Annotated in this window: 20 protein-coding genes; 14 read left to right on the top strand and 6 right to left on the bottom strand. The window is 73.9% G+C overall.

The features are described from left to right. Window positions 1–15: 15 nt before the first annotated feature. Window positions 16–897 carry a hypothetical protein gene (locus tag KME75_RS21270; protein ID WP_219416627.1) on the top strand — a complete coding sequence of 294 codons (882 nt, stop codon included), beginning with the start codon at window positions 16–18 and terminating at the stop codon, window positions 895–897. 58 nt (window positions 898–955) lie between these two features. On the opposite strand, the gene KME75_RS21265 is transcribed toward KME75_RS21270, so the two are convergent. Further along, window positions 956–1,483: a macro domain-containing protein gene (locus KME75_RS21265; protein ID WP_308282957.1), complete on the bottom strand. Its 528-nt coding sequence runs from the start codon at window positions 1,481–1,483 to the stop codon at window positions 956–958. A gap of 54 nt (window positions 1,484–1,537) precedes the next feature. Between KME75_RS21265 and pheA the strand changes: the two genes are divergently transcribed. Continuing rightward, entirely contained in the window at window positions 1,538–2,485 is a 948-nt protein-coding gene (gene pheA / locus KME75_RS21260) for a prephenate dehydratase (protein WP_219416626.1), read from the top strand. An 11-nt stretch (window positions 2,486–2,496) separates the two neighbouring features. After that, on the top strand, window positions 2,497–3,120 hold the full coding sequence (locus KME75_RS21255) for a histidine phosphatase family protein (protein ID WP_219416637.1): 624 nt from the start codon (window positions 2,497–2,499) through the stop codon (window positions 3,118–3,120). An 87-nt stretch (window positions 3,121–3,207) separates the two neighbouring features. On the opposite strand, the gene KME75_RS21250 is transcribed toward KME75_RS21255, so the two are convergent. After that, a complete protein-coding gene (locus KME75_RS21250) occupies window positions 3,208–3,552 on the bottom strand; it encodes a metallopeptidase family protein (RefSeq protein ID WP_219416625.1) in 345 nt (114 codons plus the stop codon). A 13-nt stretch (window positions 3,553–3,565) separates the two neighbouring features. After that, on the bottom strand, window positions 3,566–4,858 hold the full coding sequence (locus KME75_RS21245; RefSeq protein WP_219416624.1) for a septum formation family protein: 1,293 nt from the start codon (window positions 4,856–4,858) through the stop codon (window positions 3,566–3,568). 170 nt (window positions 4,859–5,028) lie between these two features. On the opposite strand from KME75_RS21245, the gene KME75_RS21240 reads away from it, so the two are divergent. From KME75_RS21240 to glf, 10 genes are all read left to right on the top strand, one after another. After that, window positions 5,029–5,967, top strand: a complete 939-nt coding sequence (locus KME75_RS21240) for a glutathionylspermidine synthase family protein (RefSeq protein WP_219416623.1) — start codon at window positions 5,029–5,031, stop codon at window positions 5,965–5,967. A gap of 21 nt (window positions 5,968–5,988) precedes the next feature. Then, window positions 5,989–6,453 carry a DUF350 domain-containing protein gene (locus tag KME75_RS21235; RefSeq protein WP_219416622.1) on the top strand — a complete coding sequence of 155 codons (465 nt, stop codon included), beginning with the start codon at window positions 5,989–5,991 and terminating at the stop codon, window positions 6,451–6,453. A gap of 54 nt (window positions 6,454–6,507) precedes the next feature. Further along, complete coding sequence (locus KME75_RS21230; protein ID WP_219416621.1) at window positions 6,508–6,771, top strand: type II toxin-antitoxin system Phd/YefM family antitoxin; 264 nt, start codon at window positions 6,508–6,510, stop codon at window positions 6,769–6,771. After that, window positions 6,768–7,160 (top strand): type II toxin-antitoxin system VapC family toxin, encoded by a 393-nt coding sequence (locus tag KME75_RS21225; protein ID WP_219416620.1) that lies wholly within the window; start codon window positions 6,768–6,770, stop codon window positions 7,158–7,160. Before KME75_RS21230 ends, KME75_RS21225 begins: the two co-directional genes overlap by 4 nt. Window positions 7,161–7,234: 74 nt before the next feature. Next, a complete protein-coding gene (locus KME75_RS21220) occupies window positions 7,235–8,266 on the top strand; it encodes a DNA polymerase III subunit beta family protein (protein WP_219416619.1) in 1,032 nt (343 codons plus the stop codon). Beyond that, window positions 8,263–8,721 carry a hypothetical protein gene (locus KME75_RS21215; protein WP_219416618.1) on the top strand — a complete coding sequence of 153 codons (459 nt, stop codon included), beginning with the start codon at window positions 8,263–8,265 and terminating at the stop codon, window positions 8,719–8,721. The genes KME75_RS21220 and KME75_RS21215 overlap by 4 nt, the downstream gene beginning before the upstream one ends. A gap of 99 nt (window positions 8,722–8,820) precedes the next feature. Then, entirely contained in the window at window positions 8,821–9,633 is an 813-nt protein-coding gene (locus KME75_RS21210) for an HAD family hydrolase (protein ID WP_308282955.1), read from the top strand. 167 nt (window positions 9,634–9,800) lie between these two features. Next, window positions 9,801–10,382, top strand: coding sequence for a phosphatase PAP2 family protein (locus KME75_RS21205; protein ID WP_308282954.1), 582 nt, complete (start codon window positions 9,801–9,803; stop codon window positions 10,380–10,382). Further along, the gene (locus tag KME75_RS21200; RefSeq protein WP_219416616.1) at window positions 10,379–11,299 is read left to right on the top strand and encodes a decaprenyl-phosphate phosphoribosyltransferase; all 921 of its coding nucleotides are present in this window, start codon (window positions 10,379–10,381) and stop codon (window positions 11,297–11,299) included. Before KME75_RS21205 ends, KME75_RS21200 begins: the two co-directional genes overlap by 4 nt. A gap of 184 nt (window positions 11,300–11,483) precedes the next feature. Then, entirely contained in the window at window positions 11,484–12,677 is a 1,194-nt protein-coding gene (glf, locus tag KME75_RS21195; RefSeq protein WP_219416615.1) for a UDP-galactopyranose mutase, read from the top strand. Here the strand turns inward: glf and KME75_RS21190 are convergent. Then, a complete protein-coding gene (locus tag KME75_RS21190) occupies window positions 12,629–13,867 on the bottom strand; it encodes an MFS transporter (RefSeq protein ID WP_219416614.1) in 1,239 nt (412 codons plus the stop codon). The two genes, glf and KME75_RS21190, sit on opposite strands and share 49 nt — an antisense overlap. A 208-nt stretch (window positions 13,868–14,075) precedes the next feature. Between KME75_RS21190 and KME75_RS21185 the strand changes: the two genes are divergently transcribed. Continuing rightward, window positions 14,076–16,088 (top strand): glycosyltransferase, encoded by a 2,013-nt coding sequence (locus KME75_RS21185; protein ID WP_219416613.1) that lies wholly within the window; start codon window positions 14,076–14,078, stop codon window positions 16,086–16,088. A gap of 117 nt (window positions 16,089–16,205) precedes the next feature. Here KME75_RS21185 and KME75_RS21180 read toward each other — a convergent pair whose 3' ends face one another. Next, window positions 16,206–18,167, bottom strand: a complete 1,962-nt coding sequence (locus KME75_RS21180) for a glycosyltransferase (protein ID WP_219416612.1) — start codon at window positions 18,165–18,167, stop codon at window positions 16,206–16,208. Between the two features lie 99 nt (window positions 18,168–18,266). Then, window positions 18,267–21,251, bottom strand: a complete 2,985-nt coding sequence (locus KME75_RS21175; RefSeq protein WP_308282953.1) for an arabinosyltransferase domain-containing protein — start codon at window positions 21,249–21,251, stop codon at window positions 18,267–18,269. Window positions 21,252–21,385: the final 134 nt, after the last annotated feature.

Here is a 21,385-nt window from a genome sequence, read left to right as displayed (position 1 = left end):
GTTAGCGTCTGAACCGTGACAACGGCGGCAGGCGCGGACCCGTGGGCCATCCCCCCGCTGTTCGCTCAGCTCGTCGACGACACCAGCCTCCTGCAGCCCCGGTCGGCCGCCCCCGGCGTCGACGTGGTGGTCGCGCGGTACCTCAGCGCCCGGGACGGCCGCTACGGCGGCCTCGTGGGGCAGCTCGTGTGTCCCGTCTCCCGGCTGTCGAGCCTCGTCGCGGAGCTGGCGCGCTCCGTCCCGTCCCGCCCGGTCGAGGTCTCCCTGGTCGTCGACACCGGACTCGGCGCGGTGCCCAAGGCGCTCTCCACGGTGTTCTCGCGGTCGAGCCTGCTGACGCCGCGCACCATCGAAACCGCGGCGCCCCCCGACGTCGACGCGGTGTGGCTGGAGCGGGTGTCGGAGTTCGTCCCAGAGGACGTCGTGGCCGTGGTCGAGCCGCGCAGGCCGGCGGCCGCCGAGCCCGAGGATCGGGACATGTGGCTGGACGCCGTGCGGCGGGTGGCCGAGCACGGCTGCGCCCCCAAGCTGCGCTGCGGCGGCCCGCGTGTCTCCGACGTGCCCTCGACGGCGGACGTCGAGGAGTTCGTGCGAGTGGTCGTCGACGCGGGACGCGGGTTCACCACGCTCGGCCTGCGCCAGGTCGTGCGCACCGAGAACGGCAACGGGACCGCCCAGCACGGGATCCTCAACCTGCTCGTCGCGGTGGCGAGGGCGCTCGGGGACGGGGACGTCCGCGGCGCCATCGAGAGCACCGACGGCGCCGCGCTCGCCGGGGAGATCGGGGACCTGTCCGAGCGAGCGGTGAAGGGCATCCGCGGGCTGCTCTCGCGGTGCGGGGCCGACCAGGAGCCGGTGCCCGCCACCGAGCTGGTGGACCTCGGCCTGATCAGCTGAGCGACCCCCACCCCCGACACTTGGCGCGCGCCGGAGCCGGCTCTCGGCACGGGTGCGGTCAGGGGCTCGGGATGACCTCGTCGAGGGCTGCGCCGACCTGACGGGCGCAGACCGCAGGGTCGAGGCCGCCCACGCCCGTGCCGAGGCCGGGAAGCGCGATGGAGTGCACGACCTCGCGGACCGGGGTGCCGGTGTCCGGGAGCGCCGCGTCCCGCCACAGGCGCAGCACCGCCGTGGCGGCCGCGCGGGCGGCGGCCCCGTCGGCCGGCAGGCGCTCGCCCGGCTCGCGCATCGTCGGCGCGCTGATCAGCCAGGTGGGCCGGTCCACGCCGGTCGGGACGATCACGGCCTCGCCCACGGGCAGCTCGCCGCCGCGGTCGGCCCCGCTCGCCGAGCGCACCCGGTCGGAGATGCCGGGGAACCACCGGGCGTACAGCGCGTCGATCCCGCCCGCCATGAACCCGAACGAGTTGGCCGGGCTGACGACGGCGTCCGCGTCGACCTCGGTGATCGAGCCGACGTGCACGACGAGCCCGGGACGGTCGGCGGCGAGGTCGCGCCACGCCTGCGCCATCGGTTCGCCCACCGCGACCAGAACCAGCGTAAGGGAGCACACACCCGTCACAGTAGGGTCACCTCCGTGCGACGACTCGCGTTCCTCGGGCCGCGCGCCACGTTCACCGAGCAGGCGCTGCGGTCGCTCCCGGAGTCGTCCGGTGCCGAGCTGGTGCCCTGCGCAGGCAGCCCCGCCGTGCTGGCCGCCGTGCGGGACGGCAGCGTCGATGCCGGGTGCGTCCCCATCGAGAACTCCGTCGAGGGTGCCGTGCCCGCGGTGCTGGACGGCCTGGTCGCCGACCCGCCGCTGGTGATCGTGCGCGAGGCACTGCTCGCCGTCCGGTTCGCGGTGCTGGTCCGGCCCGGCACGACGGTGGCCGATGTGCGCACGGTCGCCTCCCACAACCACGGGATCGCGCAGACCCGCGGCTGGATCGCGGCCCACCTGCCCGACGCCGAGGTGGTGCTGTCCACATCCACGGCGGAGGCGGCCGCGCAGGTCGCGCGCGGCGAGTTCGACGCCGCCGTCGCCGCGCCGCTCGCGGCGCAGCAGCACGGGCTCGACGTGCTGGTCGACGACGTCGCCGACAACCAGGGCGCGGTCACCCGGTTCGCCCTCGTCGCCCCGCCGGGCCCGCTGCCCGAACCGACCGGGTACGACCGCACGAGCCTGGCCGCCACCACCCAGAACCGCCCCGGGGCGCTCCTGGGGCTGCTCACCGAGTTGGCCGTGCGCGGGATCGACCTCACGCGGATCGAGTCGCGCCCCATCAAGGACCGCCACGCGGAGTACTGGTTCCACCTCGACTGCACCGGGCACGTCGCCGAGCCGGCGATGGGGGAGGCGCTCGCGGCCCTGCACCGCCGCTGCGACCGGGTGCGGTTCCTCGGCTCCTACCCACGGGCCGGGAGGCGGGCGGCGCACCCGGAGGGCGTGAGCGCCGCCGCCGTGCCGATCGGAGGTGCCGGTGCCGCCGAGTTCGCGGCCGCGCAGGAGTGGCTGACCGGGGTGCGCGCTGGGAGCAACGCATGACCGACCGACCGCTGCGGCTCGTCCTCGCCCGCCACGGGCAGACCGACGCCAACGTGCGCCGCGAGCTCGACACCCTCCCGCCCGGCGCACCGCTCAACGCGCTGGGGCACTCCCAGGCCGCGGCGCTCGGCGAGCGGCTTGCCCCGGAGCCGGTCATCGCGGTGTACGCCTCGCGCGCGACCAGGGCCCAGCAGACCGCGGCGCCGGTCGCGGCCGCGCACGCGCTCGACGTGCAGGTCCTCGACGGCGTGCACGAGATCTTCGTCGGCGACCTCGAGGGCCGGCACGACCACGAGGCCCGCGAGGAGTTCGACGTCGTCTACACGGCGTGGTGGCAGGGCGACCTCGACGCGCGCCTCCCCGGCGGGGAGTCGGCGGCCGACCTGCGGGCGCGGTTCGTGCCCGCCGTCGAGAAGGTCGTCGACGGCGCCGCCGACACCGTGGTGCTCGTCAGCCACGGCGCGGCGATCCGGCTCGCGGCCGCCGCGCTGCTCGGGGACACCGCCGAGACGCAGTACGTGCCCAACACCGGGCTGGTCGTTCTGCGCTCGGTCGTGGACGGGTGGGAGCTGGAGCACTGGGATGCCGCCCCACCGGTGGAGGGCGACGTCACGGCGGGCGGCACGACGGACTGACCGCCGCCGCCCCGTCCACGTGCCGGCAAGGTGGCAATACTGTCACTGGGCGGCAGCATTGCCACCTTGCTTACGCCCGGAACGGCCTCAGCCCCAGCCCAGCTCGTGCAGCGTCTCCTCGTCGATGCCGAAGTGGTGGGCGACCTCGTGCACCACGGTGATCGCGACCTCGTGTACCACCTCGTCGGCATCGGCGCACACGTCGAGGATGGCGTCCTGGTAGATCGTGATCCGGTCCGGCAGCACCCCTCCGTAGGAGGTGCTGCGTTCGGTCAGGGCCACGCCCTCGTACAGCCCGAGCAGCTCGGGCTCCTCGGTGTTGCGGTCCTCCACGAGGACCACGACGTTGTCCATCGCGCTCGTGAGCTCGGGCGGGATCGTGTCGAGCGCGTCCGCCACGAGCTCCTCGAACCGCCGGCGGGTCATGTCCATGCCGCCGAGGGTGTCAGTTCTCCTCGGTGGGCACCGGCAGCTCTGGGGCGACCGGCGGCGGAGGCTCGTTCCCCTCGTCCGCGTCCGGCGGCTCGGGCGAAGGGGAGTCCGGGGCGTCGCCCGGTTCCTCGTCCCCGGCCGGCGGCTCGCCCGTCTGGGTGGGCGTCGGTTCGACGGGGGGCGTGCCGGTGGGCGTGGGCGCGGGGGCGGTGGTGCTCGGGGCGGGTACGCCGGGCTCCGGCGTGTTGGTGGCGGGCGGGGCGGGCGTCTCGCCCACCACGACGTCGCCACGCACCGGCCCGGTGACCGGGGCGAACCCGCTGCGGTCGGGCAGCAGCGCCGCGAGGTTGCAGTTGACCTTGCGGGTGCCGGCGTTCCAGGACTCCTCGCTGAGGTTGTCCCAGTAGACGGTGAGATCCTTCTCGGCGATCACCTCGGGCCCACCCGCGTACTCGTCGGCGATCCGCTTGCACTCCGGCTGAAGGAACGCGTCCTGGTCGCTCACCTGCGGGTACGCCTCGGGGAACTGCGCGGAGAGGTCGACGATGCCGACCGTCTCGACCGCGTGCGGGCCGGCGCAGTCGACGGGGTCGCCGATCGTCCGGCCGTCGATGGCGAGGCAGGTGCCCGCCTCGTGCACGGACGCCTGGTCGGACTCGGCGACGCGGCCGGACAGCTGGTACAGCGCCCCGGACCGGGAGGCGCTCTGGAGGCCGCACCGCAGCTCGCGGTCGCCCTCCGCCCACTTCATCGGCGAGGGCTTGAGCGCGCCGATGCGGTAGCGGCCGTCGGGGTCGAACTTGCCGCCGAGGTACTCGAGCACGACCGGCTCGCACCGCTCGTCGACGATCTGGCGCCACTCCCGGTCGTCGGGGAGCTCGATCCGATCGGTCAGCAGGACCGACCCGGCCTGTTCGAACAGGTGCGGCTGCCCGCAGTCGACGACCTCGGTGTCGGCCGCGTCCGGTCGCGACCAGGTGAGGCACGTGCCCGGCGTGGCGGGTGGCGCCGGCATCTCGACGACCTCCGGCACGTCCGGTGGCGCGGGGAGCGCGGCGAACGACCCGAGCACGGGGACGGTGGCGCCGGCGAAGGCGTCCAGCGTGGCGACGCCGAACATCGTCAGGGCGCCCACGAGCACGCCCGTGACGATGCGGCGCACGGGTCGGGGCCCGGGGGAGCCGTCGCCGGCCGGGGTGGCCGGAGGTGCCGGGGAGCCATACGACGGGCGGGGAGCGCCGTGGCGGCCGGCGCGCTGGGGAACGCCGGCCTTCGCGGTGAGTCGGTCCATGTCGGCCGTCATCATGCCGTTACCTGTCGGGACACCGACGGGTCGGGCTGCGTCCGCGCGGCCATCGGTCGTCGCGGGGCGGCGAGCGTCAGCATTTGCGCGTCGAGATGCCGCCGGTACGGTTCCCCGCACGGGGTGGGCCTGTGAACGGCCGATGACGGCAGTCGAGGGGGCGCTGGTCGCCGATGGAGCGTCGTACGGGAGAGCCCGGTCACTCCGCTCACGCATCCGCGTACTACGTGCTGTCCCGGGACGAGGTCGCCGCGCTCGAGGCCGACGCCGAGGTGCTCCACGCGATGTGCCTCGAGGCGGTCAGGCACGTCGTCGACGCGCAGCGGTTCGCCGACTTCGGGCTGCCGGAGTGGTCGTGGGAGGCCGTCGCGGCGTCGTGGCGGCGCCGGGACCCCCACCTGCGCGGCAGGCTCGACCTCCGCTACGATGGCCACGGCCCGGCGAAGCTGCTCGACTACACCGCCGACACCCCGGACGGCCTGCCGGAGGCCGCGATCCGGCAGCGGCGCTGGCTGATGGACGCCCACCCCGCCGACGACCAGTGGAACTCCGTCCACGAGCGGCTCGTGGAGCGCTGGGCCGAGATCGGCGACCGCGCGAGCGGCGCCGTCGTGCACGTGGCCGGTGACGACTACCTGCGCGCCACCGCGATCGAGGCCGGGCTGGAGCCCGCCGCCGGCTCGGACGCGCCCGCGACGGGCGCCGTGGTGTGCAAGGCCGATCCGTGGGCGGCCGTGCTCGCGGACGGGCGCGGCCGCGCGGCGGTGGGCGGCCTGCCCGGGACGGTGTGGGTGGAGCCGCTGTGGAAGGTGCTGGTGGCGGCCCCCGCCCTGCTCGCCGTGCTGTGGGAGATGTACCCCGGCCACCCGAACCTGCTGCCCGCCTTCCTCGACGCGCCCGGCCCGCTCACCGAGTACGTCAGCAAGCCCCGGTCGGGTGGAGTGCCGGGCGAGCAGGGGGACGTCCACCAGCTCGTCGACCCGCTGCCGGACTTCGACGGCTACCGTCCGGCACTGGGGGTCTGGATCGTCGGCGACGGGGCCGCGGGGCTGGGCATCCGCGAGACGGCCGGGGAGGGCCGTGCGGCGTCCGTCCCCCACCGCGTCGTGTAGTTCCCGATCCCGAGGAGCGCCGTGCCCCCCGCCGCCACCAGCGCCGCACTGATCGACCCGGGTTTCCCCGCTGTACTCGGCCGCGGCATCGGCGCGATCCTGCTCTACGCCGTGCTGGGCGTGCTGCTGATGCTGCTCGGGTTCTACGCGGTCGACGTGACCACACCCGGCAAGCTCAACCGGATGGTCCGCGACGGGCTGCCGGGCGCGGTCGCCGTCACCGCCGCGGGAATGGTGAGCATGGCGTTCATCGTGGTGACCGCCATCTCGACCGTGTCGGGGTCGCTCACCGAGGGGCTGCTCACCGCGCTGGTGTTCGGGCTGGTCGGGATCATCGCGCAGGTCGGCGGGGTGCGGCTGCTCGAGTGGGTCACCGGCATCGACATCGGCGCGGTGCTCGCCGCCGACCGGCTGCGCCCGCAGGTGTTCGTGGTCGCGGCCGCGCACCTCGCGCTGGGGCTCGTGGTGGCGGTGGCGATCCTCTGATCCCCGCCCCGTCGGCGCACTCCCGTGGCCTACGCTGGTGCTACGGTCGTAGGCATGGCAGGGGAAGTGGCGTCCCGCGAGCTGCGCAACGACACTGCCGGCGTGCTCCGGCGGGTTCAGGCCGGTGAGCGGGTGACCATCACAGTGAACGGCAGGCCGGTGGCCGAGCTGGTGCCCGTGCAGCGGACCCGGCGGTCCCCGATCCGACGGGACGAGCTGGTGGCCCGGCTGCGCCAGGGGCAGGCCGACGCGGGTCTCCGCGCGGACCTCGCCCGGCTGGCCGGCGACACCACTGATGATCTCGGCCCGATCCGATGACGGGCCTGCTGGACACGAGTGTGTTCATCGCGGCGGAGAGCGGGCGACCGCTGGACGAGTCGCGGATCCCGGAAGACAACGTCATCTCGGTCATCACCTACGCGGAGCTGGAGGCAGGTGTCCTCGCAGCAGGCGATGTCGACACCAGGGCGCGTCGTCTGGGCACCTTCAACCGAGCGGCCGACATCGAGCTGATCGGCATCGACGAGTCGACCGCCCTGATGTGGGCGCGCATGCGGGTGCACCTCGCAGAGACGGGCCGGCGACTGAACGTGAACGACCTGTGGATCGCGGCGAGCGCGGCGGCGCGTGGGCTCCCCGTCGTCACCCAGGACGACGACTTCGGTCCCGTCGAGGGCATCGGGGGCCTCGAGGTCATCCACGTCTGAGCGGCTTGACCCTCGACCATGTCGAGACACGAGGGTCGGTGCCATGGAGAGCTCGCACGGGGGGACGGCCGGCGGTGGGTGCTGACTACGGCATCGGGCGGATGTCCCGGGAGAGCGGGCTGACGGTCAGCGCGCTGCGGTTCTACGACGGCGCCGGGGTGCTCAGCCCGGCGCACGTCGACCCCCGCACGGGGTACCGCTTCTACGCAGCCGACCAGCTCGTCGTCGCCCGGCTCGTCGCGACCCTGCGCCGGGTCGGGATGCCGCTCGCCGGCATCCGCGAGGTGCTGGCCGTGCGCCACGACGCCGCCGCCGTCGACGTGCTGCTGACGGCCCACCTGCGTCGCCTCGAGCAGGGGCTGGCGGACGCCCGCCGCGCGCTCTCCTCCGTCCCGTCCCTGCTCGCACCGGAGGAGCACCCCGTGTCCCCGACCACCGTCACCGTCCGTGGCCCCGCGTTCGTAGAGGCGCTGCGCGCCGTCCGGTTCGCCGTCGGCGCCGACCCCGAGCTGCCCGTGCTGGGCGGTGTCCTGCTGGACATCGAGCGCGAGGCCGTCACGCTCGTCGCGACCGACCGCTACCGCCTCGCGCTCTCGCCCGCCCCGGTCGTCGCGCTGGACGGCCCCCCGGCGGCCGTCGTCGTCCCGGCCGGGTTCGCCGACCGCATCCCCGGCACCGGGACGGTGTCGTTCACGATCGACGGCTCGACGATCACGGCCCGGGCCGGCGACGAGGTGTTCGACGCCGCGCTGATCCCGGATGCCTTCCCGGACTACCGCAGGCTGCTGCCGACCGACATGCCGCGGCGGGTCCTCGTGGACGACGCGCTCCGAACGGCGCTCGCGGCCGCGCCGACGCGGACGATGCGGCGGGAGTCCGACGGTGCGGAGTACGAGGTGGTCATGCTCGACCACGACACCGACGGCGGGATCACCGTCGACGCCGGGGACGAGGGCATCGGCGTCAACCGGGAGTTCCTGTTCGAGGCGCTGGAAGCGGGCGGCGAGGGCCAGCTCGTGCTCTCCCTGGACGGTCCGATCACCCCGCTGATGGTCTGGTCGGTCTCGGAGCGTTCGATCTCGATGCTGATGCCGGTGCGGCTGTGACGGCGGTGGACGGGGTCATGGAGCGGATCGGCGCCGTCCAGGAGCGGGCGGTCGCGGGCGACCGGGTGGGAGCGCGGGAGGCGTTCGCCGCGCTCTGGAACGAGGTGGCCGCGTCGGGGGACGCCCTGCACGTCGTGACGCTGGCGCACTTCGCGGCCGACGTGCAGGACGACCCGCGCGACGAGCTGGAGTGGGACCTGCGGGCGCTGCGTGCGGTCGAAGGGCTGAGCGACGAGCGCGTGCAGCGCCACCACGACGGGTTGCAGGTGCGCGGCTTCCTCCCGTCCCTGCACCTCAACGTCGCCGCCTGTCACGCGAAGCTGGGGGACCGCGCGGCGGCGCTGGAACACCTCGGTGCGGCCGAGGCGGCGCTGCCGGACCTGCCGCCCGGCGGCTACGGCGACATGATCCGCGGCGGCGTCGCCCGGCTGCGGGCGGAGCTGGACGCCGGCTGACCTGATTGCAGCAAAGCCACTTTCATGCAACCTGCTTGCGTCAAAGTGGCTTTGCTGCAACCTCGCGGGCGGGAACCGGGCGGTCCGTACGCTGGTGGGGTGCAGGCTCCCCGACTGGTCGCCACGGATGTGGACGGCACCTTGCTCGACCCCGACGAGCGCGTGTCGCCGCGGGCCGCCGCCGTGATCGGCAGGCTCGTCGAGGCGGGCGCCGGGTTCGTGCTCGTCACGGGGCGCCCGCCCCGGTGGATCCCGCCGGTCGTCGCCCAGCTGGGCGTCGGCCGGCTCGCGGTGTGCGCGAACGGCAGCGTGCTCTACGACGCCGTCACCGACGAGGTCGTGTGGGCGCGCACCCTCGACCCGGCCACGCTCGCTGATCTCGCCGAGGCGGCCGCGACAGCCCTGCCGGGCTGCGGGCTGGCCGTGGAGCGGGTGGGCAGCAGGGCGTTCGACGGCGCGGGCGCGCAGTTCGTGGCGGAGCCCGACTACCGGCACGCCTGGCCCGATGCCGACAACGACGTGGCGCCGCGCTCCGAGCTGCTGTCCCGGCCCGCGGTGAAGCTGCTGGTCCGCAGCCCCCGGCTGTCCAGCGATGCCATGGTCGCCGCGCTCGCCCCCGTCGTCGGCGACGCGGCCGACCTGACGTTCTCGCACCCGCGCGGGCTGGTGGAGATCTCCCCGCCCAGCGTCACGAAGGCCACCGGGCTCGCCGAGGTGGCCCAGCAGCACGGGGTGGAGGCCGCCGACGTGATCGCCTTCGGGGACATGCCCAACGACCTGGAGATGCTGCGCTGGGCCGGCCACGGCGTGGCGATGGGCAACGCCCACCCGGCGCTGCTCGAGGTGGCCGACGAGGTCACGGCGAGCAACGGCGAGGACGGCCTGGCGCTCGTGCTCGAACGCTGGTTCTGAGGTCCGGGAGCGGCGTGCCGGGGCACCGCACCCGGCTACGTCCCGTGACCGCGCGTAGCATCTGCGGCCGACACGCAACGCATGTACGGCTGCGGGCCGGTCCCGCACGCCGCCCCACCGACCGGCGCGGGCCGTGGCCCGCCACGCCGTACTGGAGGCCCTTCATCGTGGCCGAGCTCCTCGACCGCCCCGGCCCGCCCGCCGCGCCGATCTTCGAACCGGACGGCACCATCGAGGTTCCGCCCGCCACCGCCGAGCTGCGCGTCCTGAGCGCCGTGCAGCAGACGATCGGTACGCCGCCGGTGGTCCGGGTCGCGCGCGGGATGTCCCTGTTCGGCGAGCACGCCGCCGGCTGGCTGGTGTTCGGCGCCGTCGCCGCGCTCGTCGACCGCGGGCGCAGGCGCGAGTGGCTCACGGCGGCGGCGGGCGTCGCGGTGGCGCACGGCGCCTCCGTCGGCGTGAAGCGCGTGGTGCGCAGGCCCCGGCCCGAGGACCCGCGAGTGAAGGTGCTGGTGGGCACCCCGAGCCGGCTCAGCTTCCCCTCGGCGCACGCCACGTCCACCACGGCCGCCGCGGTCCTGTACGGCCGCCTCCTGCGCAAGCCGCTGGTGGCGGCGCTGGTGCCGCCGATGGCGCTGTCCCGCATGGTGCTGGGCGTGCACTACCCGAGCGACGTCGTCGCGGGGTCCCTGCTCGGGGCCGCCGTGGCCGCGCTCGCTCGCCGGGCCTCGCGGAAGGGGAACCGATGACCAGCACCGACGTGCCGACCGAGCGGCCCGTGCCGTCCCGCACCCCGGTGGGCGTCGCCCGCGGCGTGCTCAAGACGATGCGCCCGCGACAGTGGGTGAAGAACGTCCTGGTGCTCGCGGCGCCGTTCGTCGCGGGCGACATCCTGCGCGACGGGATCGCCCTCGACCTCGCGGTCGCGTTCGTGGCGTTCTCGCTCGCAGCGTCCGGCATCTACCTGGTCAACGACGCCAAGGACGTCGCGGCCGACCGGGCGCACCCGACGAAGCGCAACCGGCCGATCGCCGCGGGGATCGTCTCGCCGCGGCTGGCGATGGCGGTCGCGGTCGTCCTGCTGCTCGGCTCGCTCGCGCTGAGCCTCGTGGCCAGCGTCGAGCTGGTGGTCGTGCTGGCCGTGTACGTCGCGGTGCAGCTGTCCTACTGCTTCTGGCTCAAGCACCAGCCGGTGCTCGACATCTGCATCGTCGCGTCCGGCTTCCTGCTCCGCGCGATCGCGGGCGGCGCGGCCACCGACATCCCGCTGTCGCAGTGGTTCCTGCTGGTGGCGGGCTTCGGCTCGCTGTTCATGGTGGCGGGCAAGCGGTACGCGGAGATGATGCTCGCAGAGCGCACCGGCGCGAAGATCCGCAAGTCGCTGGAGAGCTACTCGGCGTCGTACCTGCGGTTCGTGTGGGCCCTGTCGGCCACCGTGCTGATCATGAACTACTGCCTGTGGGCGTTCGACATCGGCGCGGTGTCGCACAACACGGTGTGGTCGGTGATCTCGATCGTCCCGTTCGTGATCGCGGTGCTGCGCTACTCCGTGGACGTCGACTCGGGCAACGGCGGCGAGCCCGAGGAGATCGCGCTGGGCGACCGGGTGCTGCAGGTGCTGGCGCTGGTATGGGTGGCGACGCTGGCAGCCGCGGTTTACGTCTAGGATCTACGGAAGATCTGGGGAGCCATAGCGGCTCGGTCGTGGGCCGCACTGAAATTCGGCCCCGCGCTCATTGGTCTTCCCTCGCGCGATCCGCACTGTCCTCGGCCCTTGGCGGGCTCGTGGGCGATCGTAGGGGCCGGGGTGGCGACCGCGGGAACGAGCACCGCCGCTACCCTCGGCAGCCGTGAGCTTCGCGGGATACGACCTCGTCGTTGTCGGCTCGGGCTTCTTCGGTCTCACGGTGGCCGAACGGGCCGCCGCCGAGCTGGACAAGCGCGTTCTGGTGCTCGAGCGGCGCTCGCACATCGGCGGCAATGCGTACTCGGAGCCGGAGCCGGAGACCGGCATCGAGATCCACCGCTACGGCGCCCACCTGTTCCACACGTCGAACGAGCGGGTGTGGGAGTACGTCAACCGCTTCACGGAGTTCACGAACTACCAGCACCGCGTGTTCGCCCGCGTCGATGACCAGGTCTACGCGTTCCCGATGAACCTGGCGCTGATCAACCAGTTCTTCGGGAAGTCGCACACGCCCGACGAGGCGCGCGCGCTCATCGCCGAGCAGGCAGGCGAGATCGACACGAAGGACGCGAAGAACCTCGAGGAGAAGGCGATCTCGCTGGTCGGGCGCCCGCTCTACGAGGCGTTCGTGAAGGGCTACACCGCCAAGCAGTGGCAGACCGACCCGACGAAGCTCGACCCGTCGATCATCACGCGGCTGCCGGTGCGCTACACGTTCAACAACCGGTACTTCAACGACACGTTCGAGGGTCTGCCGGTCGACGGGTACACCGCGTGGCTGGAGAAGATGGCCGACCACCCGAACATCGAGGTGCGGCTCGACACCGACTACTTCGCGGTGCGCGACCAGATCCCGGCGGGCACGCCCACCGTCTACACCGGGCCGCTGGACCGCTACTTCGACTACTCCGAGGGCGAGCTCGGCTGGCGCACGCTGGATTTCGAGCAGGAGGTCCTGCACGACACTGGCGACTTCCAGGGCACGTCGGTGATGAACTACAACGACGAGGACGTGCCGTTCACCCGGATCCACGAGTTCCGGCACTTCCACCCCGAGCGCGACTACCCGGCCGACAAGACCGTGATCGTGCGGGAGTACTCGCGGTTCGCCGAGTCCGGCGACGAGCCGTACTACCCGATCAACACGCCGGAGGACCGGGTCAAGCTGCAGCGCTACCGCGACCTCGCGCGCAAGGAGACGGCCAACTCCAACGTGCTGTTCGGCGGGCGCCTGGGCACCTACAAGTACCTCGACATGCACATGGCGATCGGTTCGGCGCTGACGATGTTCGACAACCGCGTCGCGCCCTACTTCGCCGACGGCCGGGCGCTGTCGGGCACCGAGTCCGAGGACTGACCCGCCCGGCGCCGCGGCACCCAGCGGGCCATCCCGCCCGCCCCCACCGCGGAGAGCCCGCCCATCACCAGCGCGGCCGCGCCAAGCGTGGCCGCGCCGCTCACCGCCCCGATCAGCAGCGGTCCGCCAAGCATGCCGAGGTCGTGGCACAGCCGCCACGCCCCCAGGAACTCGGCGCGCGCGTCGTCGGGGGCCGCGTCGGTGCCGATCGTCATGATCAGGCCGTTGCCGAGCCCGTTCGCCACACCCATCAGGGCGGAGACGGCCCCGAGCGCGACGACGCCGCCCGCCAGCGGCAGCACCAGGTGCGCCGCGGTGAACCCCACCAGCGAGGCGGCGGCGAGCGAGCGGCGCCCACGCAGGTCCATCCACCGGCCGGCCGGGTAGGACAGCGCGACGTCGAGCGCGGCGCCCAGACCGAAGAGCAGGCTGGTGGTGACGGGGTCCAGGCCGATGTGCTCGGCCCAGAGCGGCAGGACGGCGGTGCGCGAGGCCCTGGCCGCCCCCATCAGCATGGTGGCGGCACCGAGCGTGCCGAGCACCTTCCGGTGCGCGGCGACGCAGGCGCGCAGGGACCGCGCCTGCGGGGCGCCGGGCGCGCGGGCCGTGACATCGGGCATGGCGGCCATCAGCGCACCGGCGACCAGCACGGCCACGAGCTGCACCACGAAGCCGCCCCGCGGCCCGACCAGGGACACCACGCCCGCCCCGAGGAACGGCCCGATCAGGAACCCGAGCCGGGACAGGCTCGCCATCGCCGACAGCGCCCTGGCCCGCATCCCGGGCGGCACGGCGTCGACGACGTAGGACTGCCGGGCGAGACCCCACACCGCGCTGGCGACGCCGAACAACGCCACGCCCACCCCGAGGACGACGGGCGACCACGAGAACAGGCTGAGCGCGACGCCCACGGCCCCGACCGCGCTGCCCAGCAGCACGGCGCGCCGCTCGCCGATGCGCGCGACGACCTGCCCGGCGGGGAGGTCACCGAGCACCTGGCCCAACCCGAGCAGAGCGACGATCAGCCCGGCGACCCAGATCGACGCGCCGAGCTCGCGGGCCTGCAACGCCACCACCGGGGCCGACGCGCCCTGCCCGACGCCGAAGACCGCGGCCGGCAGGAACACCGGGACGACGAGCCGCCGCAGCGGCCGCGGCCCGCCCGGCGAGGGCGGCGGCGCGGACGGCATGCCCAGCAGTAGACCACGCGGTCGCCGTCGCCCCCGGACATCCGCGGGCCGTCACCCGGATGCCACCACGGCAGACGCGGTGCGTCCGAGCATGCACGGGCCCGCCCAACGGGTGAACCCGCCGCCGTCGCTACCCTCGGAGTCCGTGTGCGCACGGAAGCGCCGCCGATCCGGCCCGAGCCCTCGACCACAGAGGAAACCTCCCTCGATGACGATCTCCGAGACGCCGACCCGCCCGTCGCCGTCGCCGTGCCCCGGCGCCTCGCAGCACCCCGCGGCGGGCAACCTGCTCCAGCGGGTGATCCTGCCGCGCTCCGGCGACCCGATGAGCGTCCGCTCGCTCTACATGGACGAGGGCACCGGGATCCGGCTGAACACCGTGCCCGCCCCGATCGGTGCCCCGCCGGCACCGTCGGTCAGCCTCACCGGCTCGGCCGTCAGCTCGCGGCGGCTGCGCGCCACCTCACGCACGTCCGCGGTGCTGCCCGAGCAGAGCGAGGTGTCGTTCGGTGCCTACTTCAATGCCTTCGCCGCGGGCTACTGGCGGCACTGGAGCCGGCTCACCGAGGTGCACCTGCGCCTGACCTTGGAGGGTTCCGGCCGCGTCGACGTCTACCGCACCAAGGCCGACGGCTCGCCGATCTTCGTGCGAGGCGTCGTGCTCGCCGCGCCAGGCCGGCAGGACCTGGACCTCGACCTGGACCTTCGCCCGTTCGAGGACGGGGGCTGGTACTGGTTCGACCTCACCACCGACTCCGACGAGCTGACGCTGCACTCCGGCGGCTGGTACGCCGCGGAGGAGCCCAGAGGCCGCGCCGCGGTGACCATCGGGACGCCCACGTTCAACCGGCCCGCCGACTGCGTCGCCACCCTCACCGCGATCGGCGAGGACCCGCTGGTCCTCGAGGCCGTCACCGCGGTGATCGTGCCGGACCAGGGCACGAAGAAGGTGCGCGACGAGCCCGGTTTCGAGCAGGCCGCCGCCGTGCTCGGCGACAAGCTGCGCATCGTCGACCAGCCGAACCTCGGCGGTTCCGGCGGCTACGCCCGCATCATGTACGAGGCGCTCGAGCACACCGACTGCGAGCAGATCCTCTACATGGACGACGACATCCTGCTGGAGCCCGACTCGGTGCTGCGGGCCGTCGCGTTCTCCCGCTACTCGCGAGAGTCGATGCTGGTCGGCGGGCAGATGCTGTCGCTGCAGGCGCGTTCGCAGCTGTCGACCATGGGCGAGGTCGTCGACCGCAACGCGTTCCTGTGGCGCAACGCCCCTGGCACCGAGCCGCACCACGACCTCGCCGACCGCTCGCTGCGCCAGACGCCGTGGCTGCACCGGCGCACCGACGTCGACTACAACGCCTGGTGGATGTGCCTGATCCCGCGCTCCGTCGCCGAGGACCTCGGGCTGCCGCTGCCGCTGTTCATCAAGTGGGACGACGCCGAGTACGGCCTGCGCGCCCGCGCGAAGGGCTACCGGACGGCCACCGTGCCGGGCATCGCGATCTGGCACATGTCGTTCCTGGAGAAGGACGACACGAGCGACTGGCAGGCGTACTTCCACTACCGCAACCGGTTCGTCGCCGCCGCTCTGCACGGGCCGGACAACCCGCGTGCGCTGCTGCTCGACACGCTGAAGCGCACGTTGCGGCACCTGCTGCTCATGGAGTACTCGGCGGTGGCGCTGCAGGAGATGGCGCTGCGCGACTTCCTCGCAGGCCCGGAGCGGCTGTTCCCCACGCTGCCCACGGTGCTCGGGGACATCCGGGCGAAGCGCGCCGAGTACGACGACGGGCGGCCGCTCGACTCGGCCACCCAGGTGCCGCTGTCCGACCTCGACGCCCTCGCGGCGCAGGTGTTCCCGGAGCCGCCGATCGGCAAGGTGGCGATCGCCAAGGGCCTCGCCCGCAGCGTCGTGCACAACCTGCGCGCGCCCGACCCGGCGCACCAGGTCGTGCCGCAGCGCAACGTCCCGTCGCGGCAGGCGCTGTGGTTCGTGCTCTCGCGGCTGGACTCCGCCACGGTCTCCACGCCCGACGGGCGCGGCGTCACGTTCCGGCGGCGCGACCCCGAGATGTTCCGGTCGATGCTGAAGCGGGCGATCGCGCAGCACCGGGACGTCGTCAAGGCCTGGCCGGAGCTGCGACGCCGCTACCGGGCCGCGCAGGCGGAGCTCACCAGCCGCGAGGCGTGGAAGCGCGAGGTCTTCGACCGCTCCTGACCCCGGGCGCGGCGGGGCCGAGTACCCGCTGCCGCCCGGGTTGCAGCAAAGCCACTTTCACGCAGTCACGTTGCATGAAAGTGGCTTTGCTGCAACGAGGTGGACGCGGCCGCCGGGCTACTTCCCGTCGGTCACGTCCGGCCGCTCGTCCACCCCGTACAGCCGCGCCCAGTTCGCCCGGCTCGTGAGCCTGCCCATCTCCGCGCGGTAGCGCTGCGCCACCGCGGGGCCCTCGGTGACGAACCGGCGGAACGTCCGCACCCCGCGCTTGGCCAGCTCCACCGCCCGCTCGCGGTCGCGGGTGCGCACCCGGTAGCCCTGCTCGGACATGTCGGCGACGATGGCGCGCTCGAAGGTGGACACGTGCCACCAGTGCGCGTCACCGGCCGGGATGAAGCCGGAGCGGTGCACCGACCGGCCGGCGGCGTGGTAGACGGCCCGCTTGAGCCAGGTCAGGCGCTCGTTTCCGGGCGGGTTCGCGGCGCGGACGACCTGCGCCTCCCGGAAGTCCCCGATGGCGGTGGGCAGCTCCGACATCGGGTGGACGACGGTCTCGGGGTACGCGGCCCGGATCCGCCGGATCTCCGCGGCCGCGGCCGCCGAACCGTCCTGCAGCACCTCCGGGCCGTCGAGGAAGTCCTCCACGGCCTGCAGGAGCGTGGCCGACAGCCCGTAGTGCATCGCGACGAGGTACTGCGACAGCAGCTGCCCGAGCCTGCGGGTGATCCGCTTGACCGAGAAGTCGGTGTGCAGCGCCGCCGTGATGAGGCCGTTGCGCATGTTGAAGTATCGGTGCCACTCGTCCCAGTCCTTCCACCCGAAGTCGGCGTGCCAGACGCCGGCGCCGGGCAGGGCGACCGTCGGGAAGCCGTGCGCCCGCGCCCGGTACCCGAACTCGATGTCGTCCCACTGGAAGAACAGCGGCAGCGGGTAGCCGATCGCGCGCACGATCGCCGCCGGGATCAGGCACGACCACCAGCCGTTGTACTCGGTGTCGACCCGCCGCTCCTGGTTGATCGGGAGCTGCCGCTCGTCGGTGCCGAGCAGGTACGCCTCGCGCAGCGCGCCGGGCATCGGCATGCCGACCTGCAGCAGTTCGGGGTCGGCGTACTCGGCCGAGATGTGCAGGTGCCCGGGGTGCAGCAGGTTGAGCATCTGCCCGCCGACGATCGTCGGGTGCGAGGTGCAGGCCGCGAACCCGGTGAGCCGGATGAGGATCTCCGGCTCGAGCAGCACGTCGTCGTCCATCAGCAGGACGTCGGACTGCTCCTCCGGCTCGGCCGCGGTGGCCTCGAAGAGCCCGCGGGTGAACCCGCCCGCCCCGCCGAGGTTCGGCTGGCGCAGGTACCGCAGCCGCTCACCCAGCTCGCCCGCCACCTCGGCGAACCGGGGCCGGGACTCCAGCCGGTCACTGCCCTGGTCGACGACGTAGACGGTGCCGACGTGCCCGAGCGCCACCGGATCGGCCGCCATCGCCTGGAGGGTGTTGAGACAGTCGTCGACGCGGTTGTAGCTGCAGATCACCACGTCGGTGCGGGGCACGGGCCTGCTGGTGGCGACGGTCCACCGGACGTCGGCGACGGTCAGCTCGCCGGTCTCGGTGGTGATCTCCAGCCACATGCCGCCGCCGTCGACGAACCGGTCGATCGGGGCGACCAGCCGGATCGCGGCGGCGTCGGCGTCGCGCACGTCCTGCGCGTCGACGATGCGCCACACCTTGTTGGTGTCGGAGGCCATCAGGCGCACCCGACCTGTGCCGGAGAGGACGGCGTGCACCTCGACCTGGGGCACGGGGGTCCACCGCTGCCAGTAGGTGGCGTGGAACCGCCCGAAGTAGGTGTTGGTGTGGACGCGCGAGTTCGCCGCGAGGGTCACCCGCGTCCGCTCCCGCTCGGCGGCGCCCTTCTCCACGACCGAGTAGAGGTCCTCGGGGACCAGCGCCGACGGCCCGAAGAACAGCCCTCGCTGGGCGACGAGCCGGGCCGGTCCGCCGCCGTCGCGCGGCTCCGCCGCCGGGCGCTCAGTCGCGACGGGTGCGTCACCCGGCGTCGTGTCCGTGCTGTCCGCTGAGCGAAGCATGCGGGGTTGCCGTCCTCCGGTCGGGTATGGGTACGTCGGTGCCATTGTGCTGGCAACCGTGCGGGTGAAGAACCCGGGGTGCGGACAGCGGGCGGTCCGTCAGCCGACCCGGTCCAGCCCCGGCACCCTGGCGTGGCCGTCGCGGTGCCAGCCGGCCACCGTCCGTTCGGTGACCATCGGCTCGGGACGGGCGAGCGGCTCCAGGGGCACCCAGCGGTACACCTGGGCGGCGTCGCGCATCGGGTCGCCCTGCAGGTAGGTGGCCATCCGCTCCTCCCGCACGAGCAGCCGCGGCGCGGCGAACGGACCGGCGAACCCGGGCGAGTAGGTGATCCCGGCGGCCGGGTCGCCCTCCGGTGGGCCGACCCGCCACTGCGCGAGGCTCGCGGTGCCCAGCGGCAACGGCTCCGGGGTGAGGCACGGGAGCAGGAACGCGACGGGCCAGTCGAGGATCGCGGCGCTCCCGGGCGGCAGGACCTCGGTCATCGCAGTCAGGCGCGGCACCCTGGGCAGCGATGCCACGGCGGGCGACCGCGAGCCCGCGGTGGACGCGTCGACGACCAGCCGCACCGTCTCGGCCTCGGCGGGCGCCATCAGGCGGGTGTCCCGCGGCTCGAGCGCGGCGGGGGTGACGCGGGTGCGTGCGACGACCTCGTCGTCCGCACCGAACTCGACGTACATCGCGTCACCGGGGCGGGTCTCACCCGACGTCGTGACGACCACCGGGAGCGCCCCGGAGCGCTGCTGCGGGTCGAGGCGGAACCACGCGGTGCTCATCCGGCCCGCGATCGCGACGCCCGGCATCGTCCGGCCGCCGACGTCGACGGGCAGCGTGCGGGCGGTCGGCGGGCCCGAGGCGACGGGCAGCATCCCGGCCGCCGGATCGGTCTCGACCGACAGCAGCCGCTGCAGCCCGCACGGCTCGCCCGCCAGCATGGCCGCGGCGTCGGAGGCGAGCGTGTAGCTGTCGCGGTGGGTGAGGGCGACCCGCGTCAGGCTGAGCACCTGCAGCGCGAGCACCGCCACGAGCACGACGGCCACCAGCGGGGTGGGCGCGGGCACCCGGCGGGGCGCCGCGACGGCGGTGGCGCCTCCCGCACGCTGCCAGGCCGAGCGCGCGATCAGCCCGAACACGAGCAGCGCGCCCGCCACCAGCGCGATCGTCGCCACCGGCACGTCCGCGAGCTGCGGCGGCTTCGTGCTGAAACTCGGTGTGAACCAGTGGGACGCGTAGGGCCAGGCGTTGTAGCCGGCGAGGACGAGCGGGCCCACCACGGTGAGCGCGCCGAGGCCGGCCACGAGCGCCCGCGGGCGCCCGCGCAGCGGCGCGGCGGACCACGCGACCATGCCGAGCACCAGAACGGCCGCGCCGAGGCCCGCCAGGTCGCCGAAGTGCTGCGTCCACTTGGTCGGGCTGAAGGTCAGCGTCGCGAGCGCGAGGACGAGCGTGAGCACCAGCCTGCGGGCGGGCCCCGTGGCGATGCCGGTGCGGCCCCGGCCCAGCGTCCACAGCACCCCGACCGCGGCGAGCAGTGTGAACAGCACGGCGGCCCGGCGGCCGATCGCGCCCTGGAACGACTCCGCCTCCAGCAGCGTGGCGTACCGCGCGTACTCCTGGTACCACTCGAGCCCACCGCCGATCAGCGCGCGCACCCGGGTGCCCTCCAGCATCCCGGCGAGGCTCTGGTCGCTCACCATGAGCAGCACCGCCGACGCCGGGGCGGCGAGGAGCACGGCCGCCAGCGGCAGCCCGTGCCTGGAGCGCAACAAGCGCAGCAGGGGCAGCGCGGCGGCGAGGAACGGGGTGAAGGCCAGCAGCCCGGCGGGCGTCAACGCCGTGGTCACGCCGGCCAGCACGAGCCCGACGGCCAGCGGCAGCAGTCTCCGGGTGGCCACGGCGCGCTCGACGGCGAGGAACACCCCGAGCGCACCGACCGCCACCCACGGCTCGGGGCGCAGCCCGAGGTTGAACGGGATCCACCAGGTCGCGAACGCGAGGGCCGTCAGCCAGGGGGCCGAGCGGCGCGCCGCGAACCTGCCCAGGCGCGGCAGCACGAGCCGCGACAGCAGCCACCAGCAGAGCAGCCCGAGCAGCGTGGACGGCAGCCGCATCCACACCGTCGACGGGGAGATCAGCGACCAGGCGTAGGAGACGTCGTAGAACCAGCTGAACGGCGCCTCGGGCGCGTTCAGCCAGCGGTAGACGTTGCCGATGAACCCGCTGCTGCCCCGGTTGCGCACGATCCCGGCGATGTAGCCGTCGTCGACGGTGATCGCGCCGACGATCCACCACAGGACGAGCAGCGCGGTGACGGCGAGGTCCACGGGCCGGGGCAGCCACCAGCGCCGCGGCAGCAGCCGGACGGGCCCGCGCACGGCCCGGTCCACCCGGGCCAACGCCAGGAGCATCGCCAGCAGCCCGAGCAGGCAGAGCCCGCCGATCACGGCCTTGAGCGGGGAGATCGTCGTCTGGAAGCGGGTGTCGGCGGTGAGGCCCAGCGCGACGCCGGACGGCGCCTCCGTGAACGCACCCGCCACGTCGGGGCGTACGTCACCGTCGCGGACGAGCACCGGCTCGCCGTCCACCAGCACGGCGGTGCGCCCGGGGTCGGAGACGACCGACAGCGCGCACGCGCCGCGCGGCAGGGGCACCACTCCGAGTTCCACGCCCGCGCTCGCGACGCGCACCTCGCCGCCCGTCGCGGTCAGGCGCAGCCCGTAGAGCCGCTCGGCCGCCGGGTCGGGCCGCAACGGGACGGTGGACAGCAGGACCCGGTCGTCCGGGCCACCACCACGTGCCGTCGCGCAGTCAGTCTCCACGGTCAGCTCGACCGGCTGGTAGGGCATCAGCGGGATCGCGGCAGGGCCGTCGGCCGCCGTCCAGGAGTAGGTGACGTGCGGCTGCTGGACCGGGGCGAAGGGGAACGCCACCGCGGCGAGCGCGGCGATCAGCCCGAACAGGAACGCGGCCCGTCGCGCCCGCTGCGTGGGCGTGGACGCGGGTGGGTGATCCGTGCCGCCGGGACCCGGTTCCTGCGGGCTGTCCGGCTCGGGCGGCGTCACCGACCGTGCGGGCGAGAGCACCGGGGCAGACTAGAGCGTGTCCCGTGGATCATGCGGGTCGGCTGCGGTAGATCTCTTCTGTGCTTGATCGCCACGACTTGACCGACGCGGAGTGGGCACGGCTGGAGCCGTTGCTGCCCGACCGGACACCGCGA

It is taken from the genome of Pseudonocardia nigra (assembly GCF_019396355.1).
Taxonomy (GTDB): domain Bacteria; phylum Actinomycetota; class Actinomycetes; order Mycobacteriales; family Pseudonocardiaceae; genus Pseudonocardia; species Pseudonocardia nigra.
This window is presented reverse-complemented; position numbering and strand designations above follow the sequence as displayed.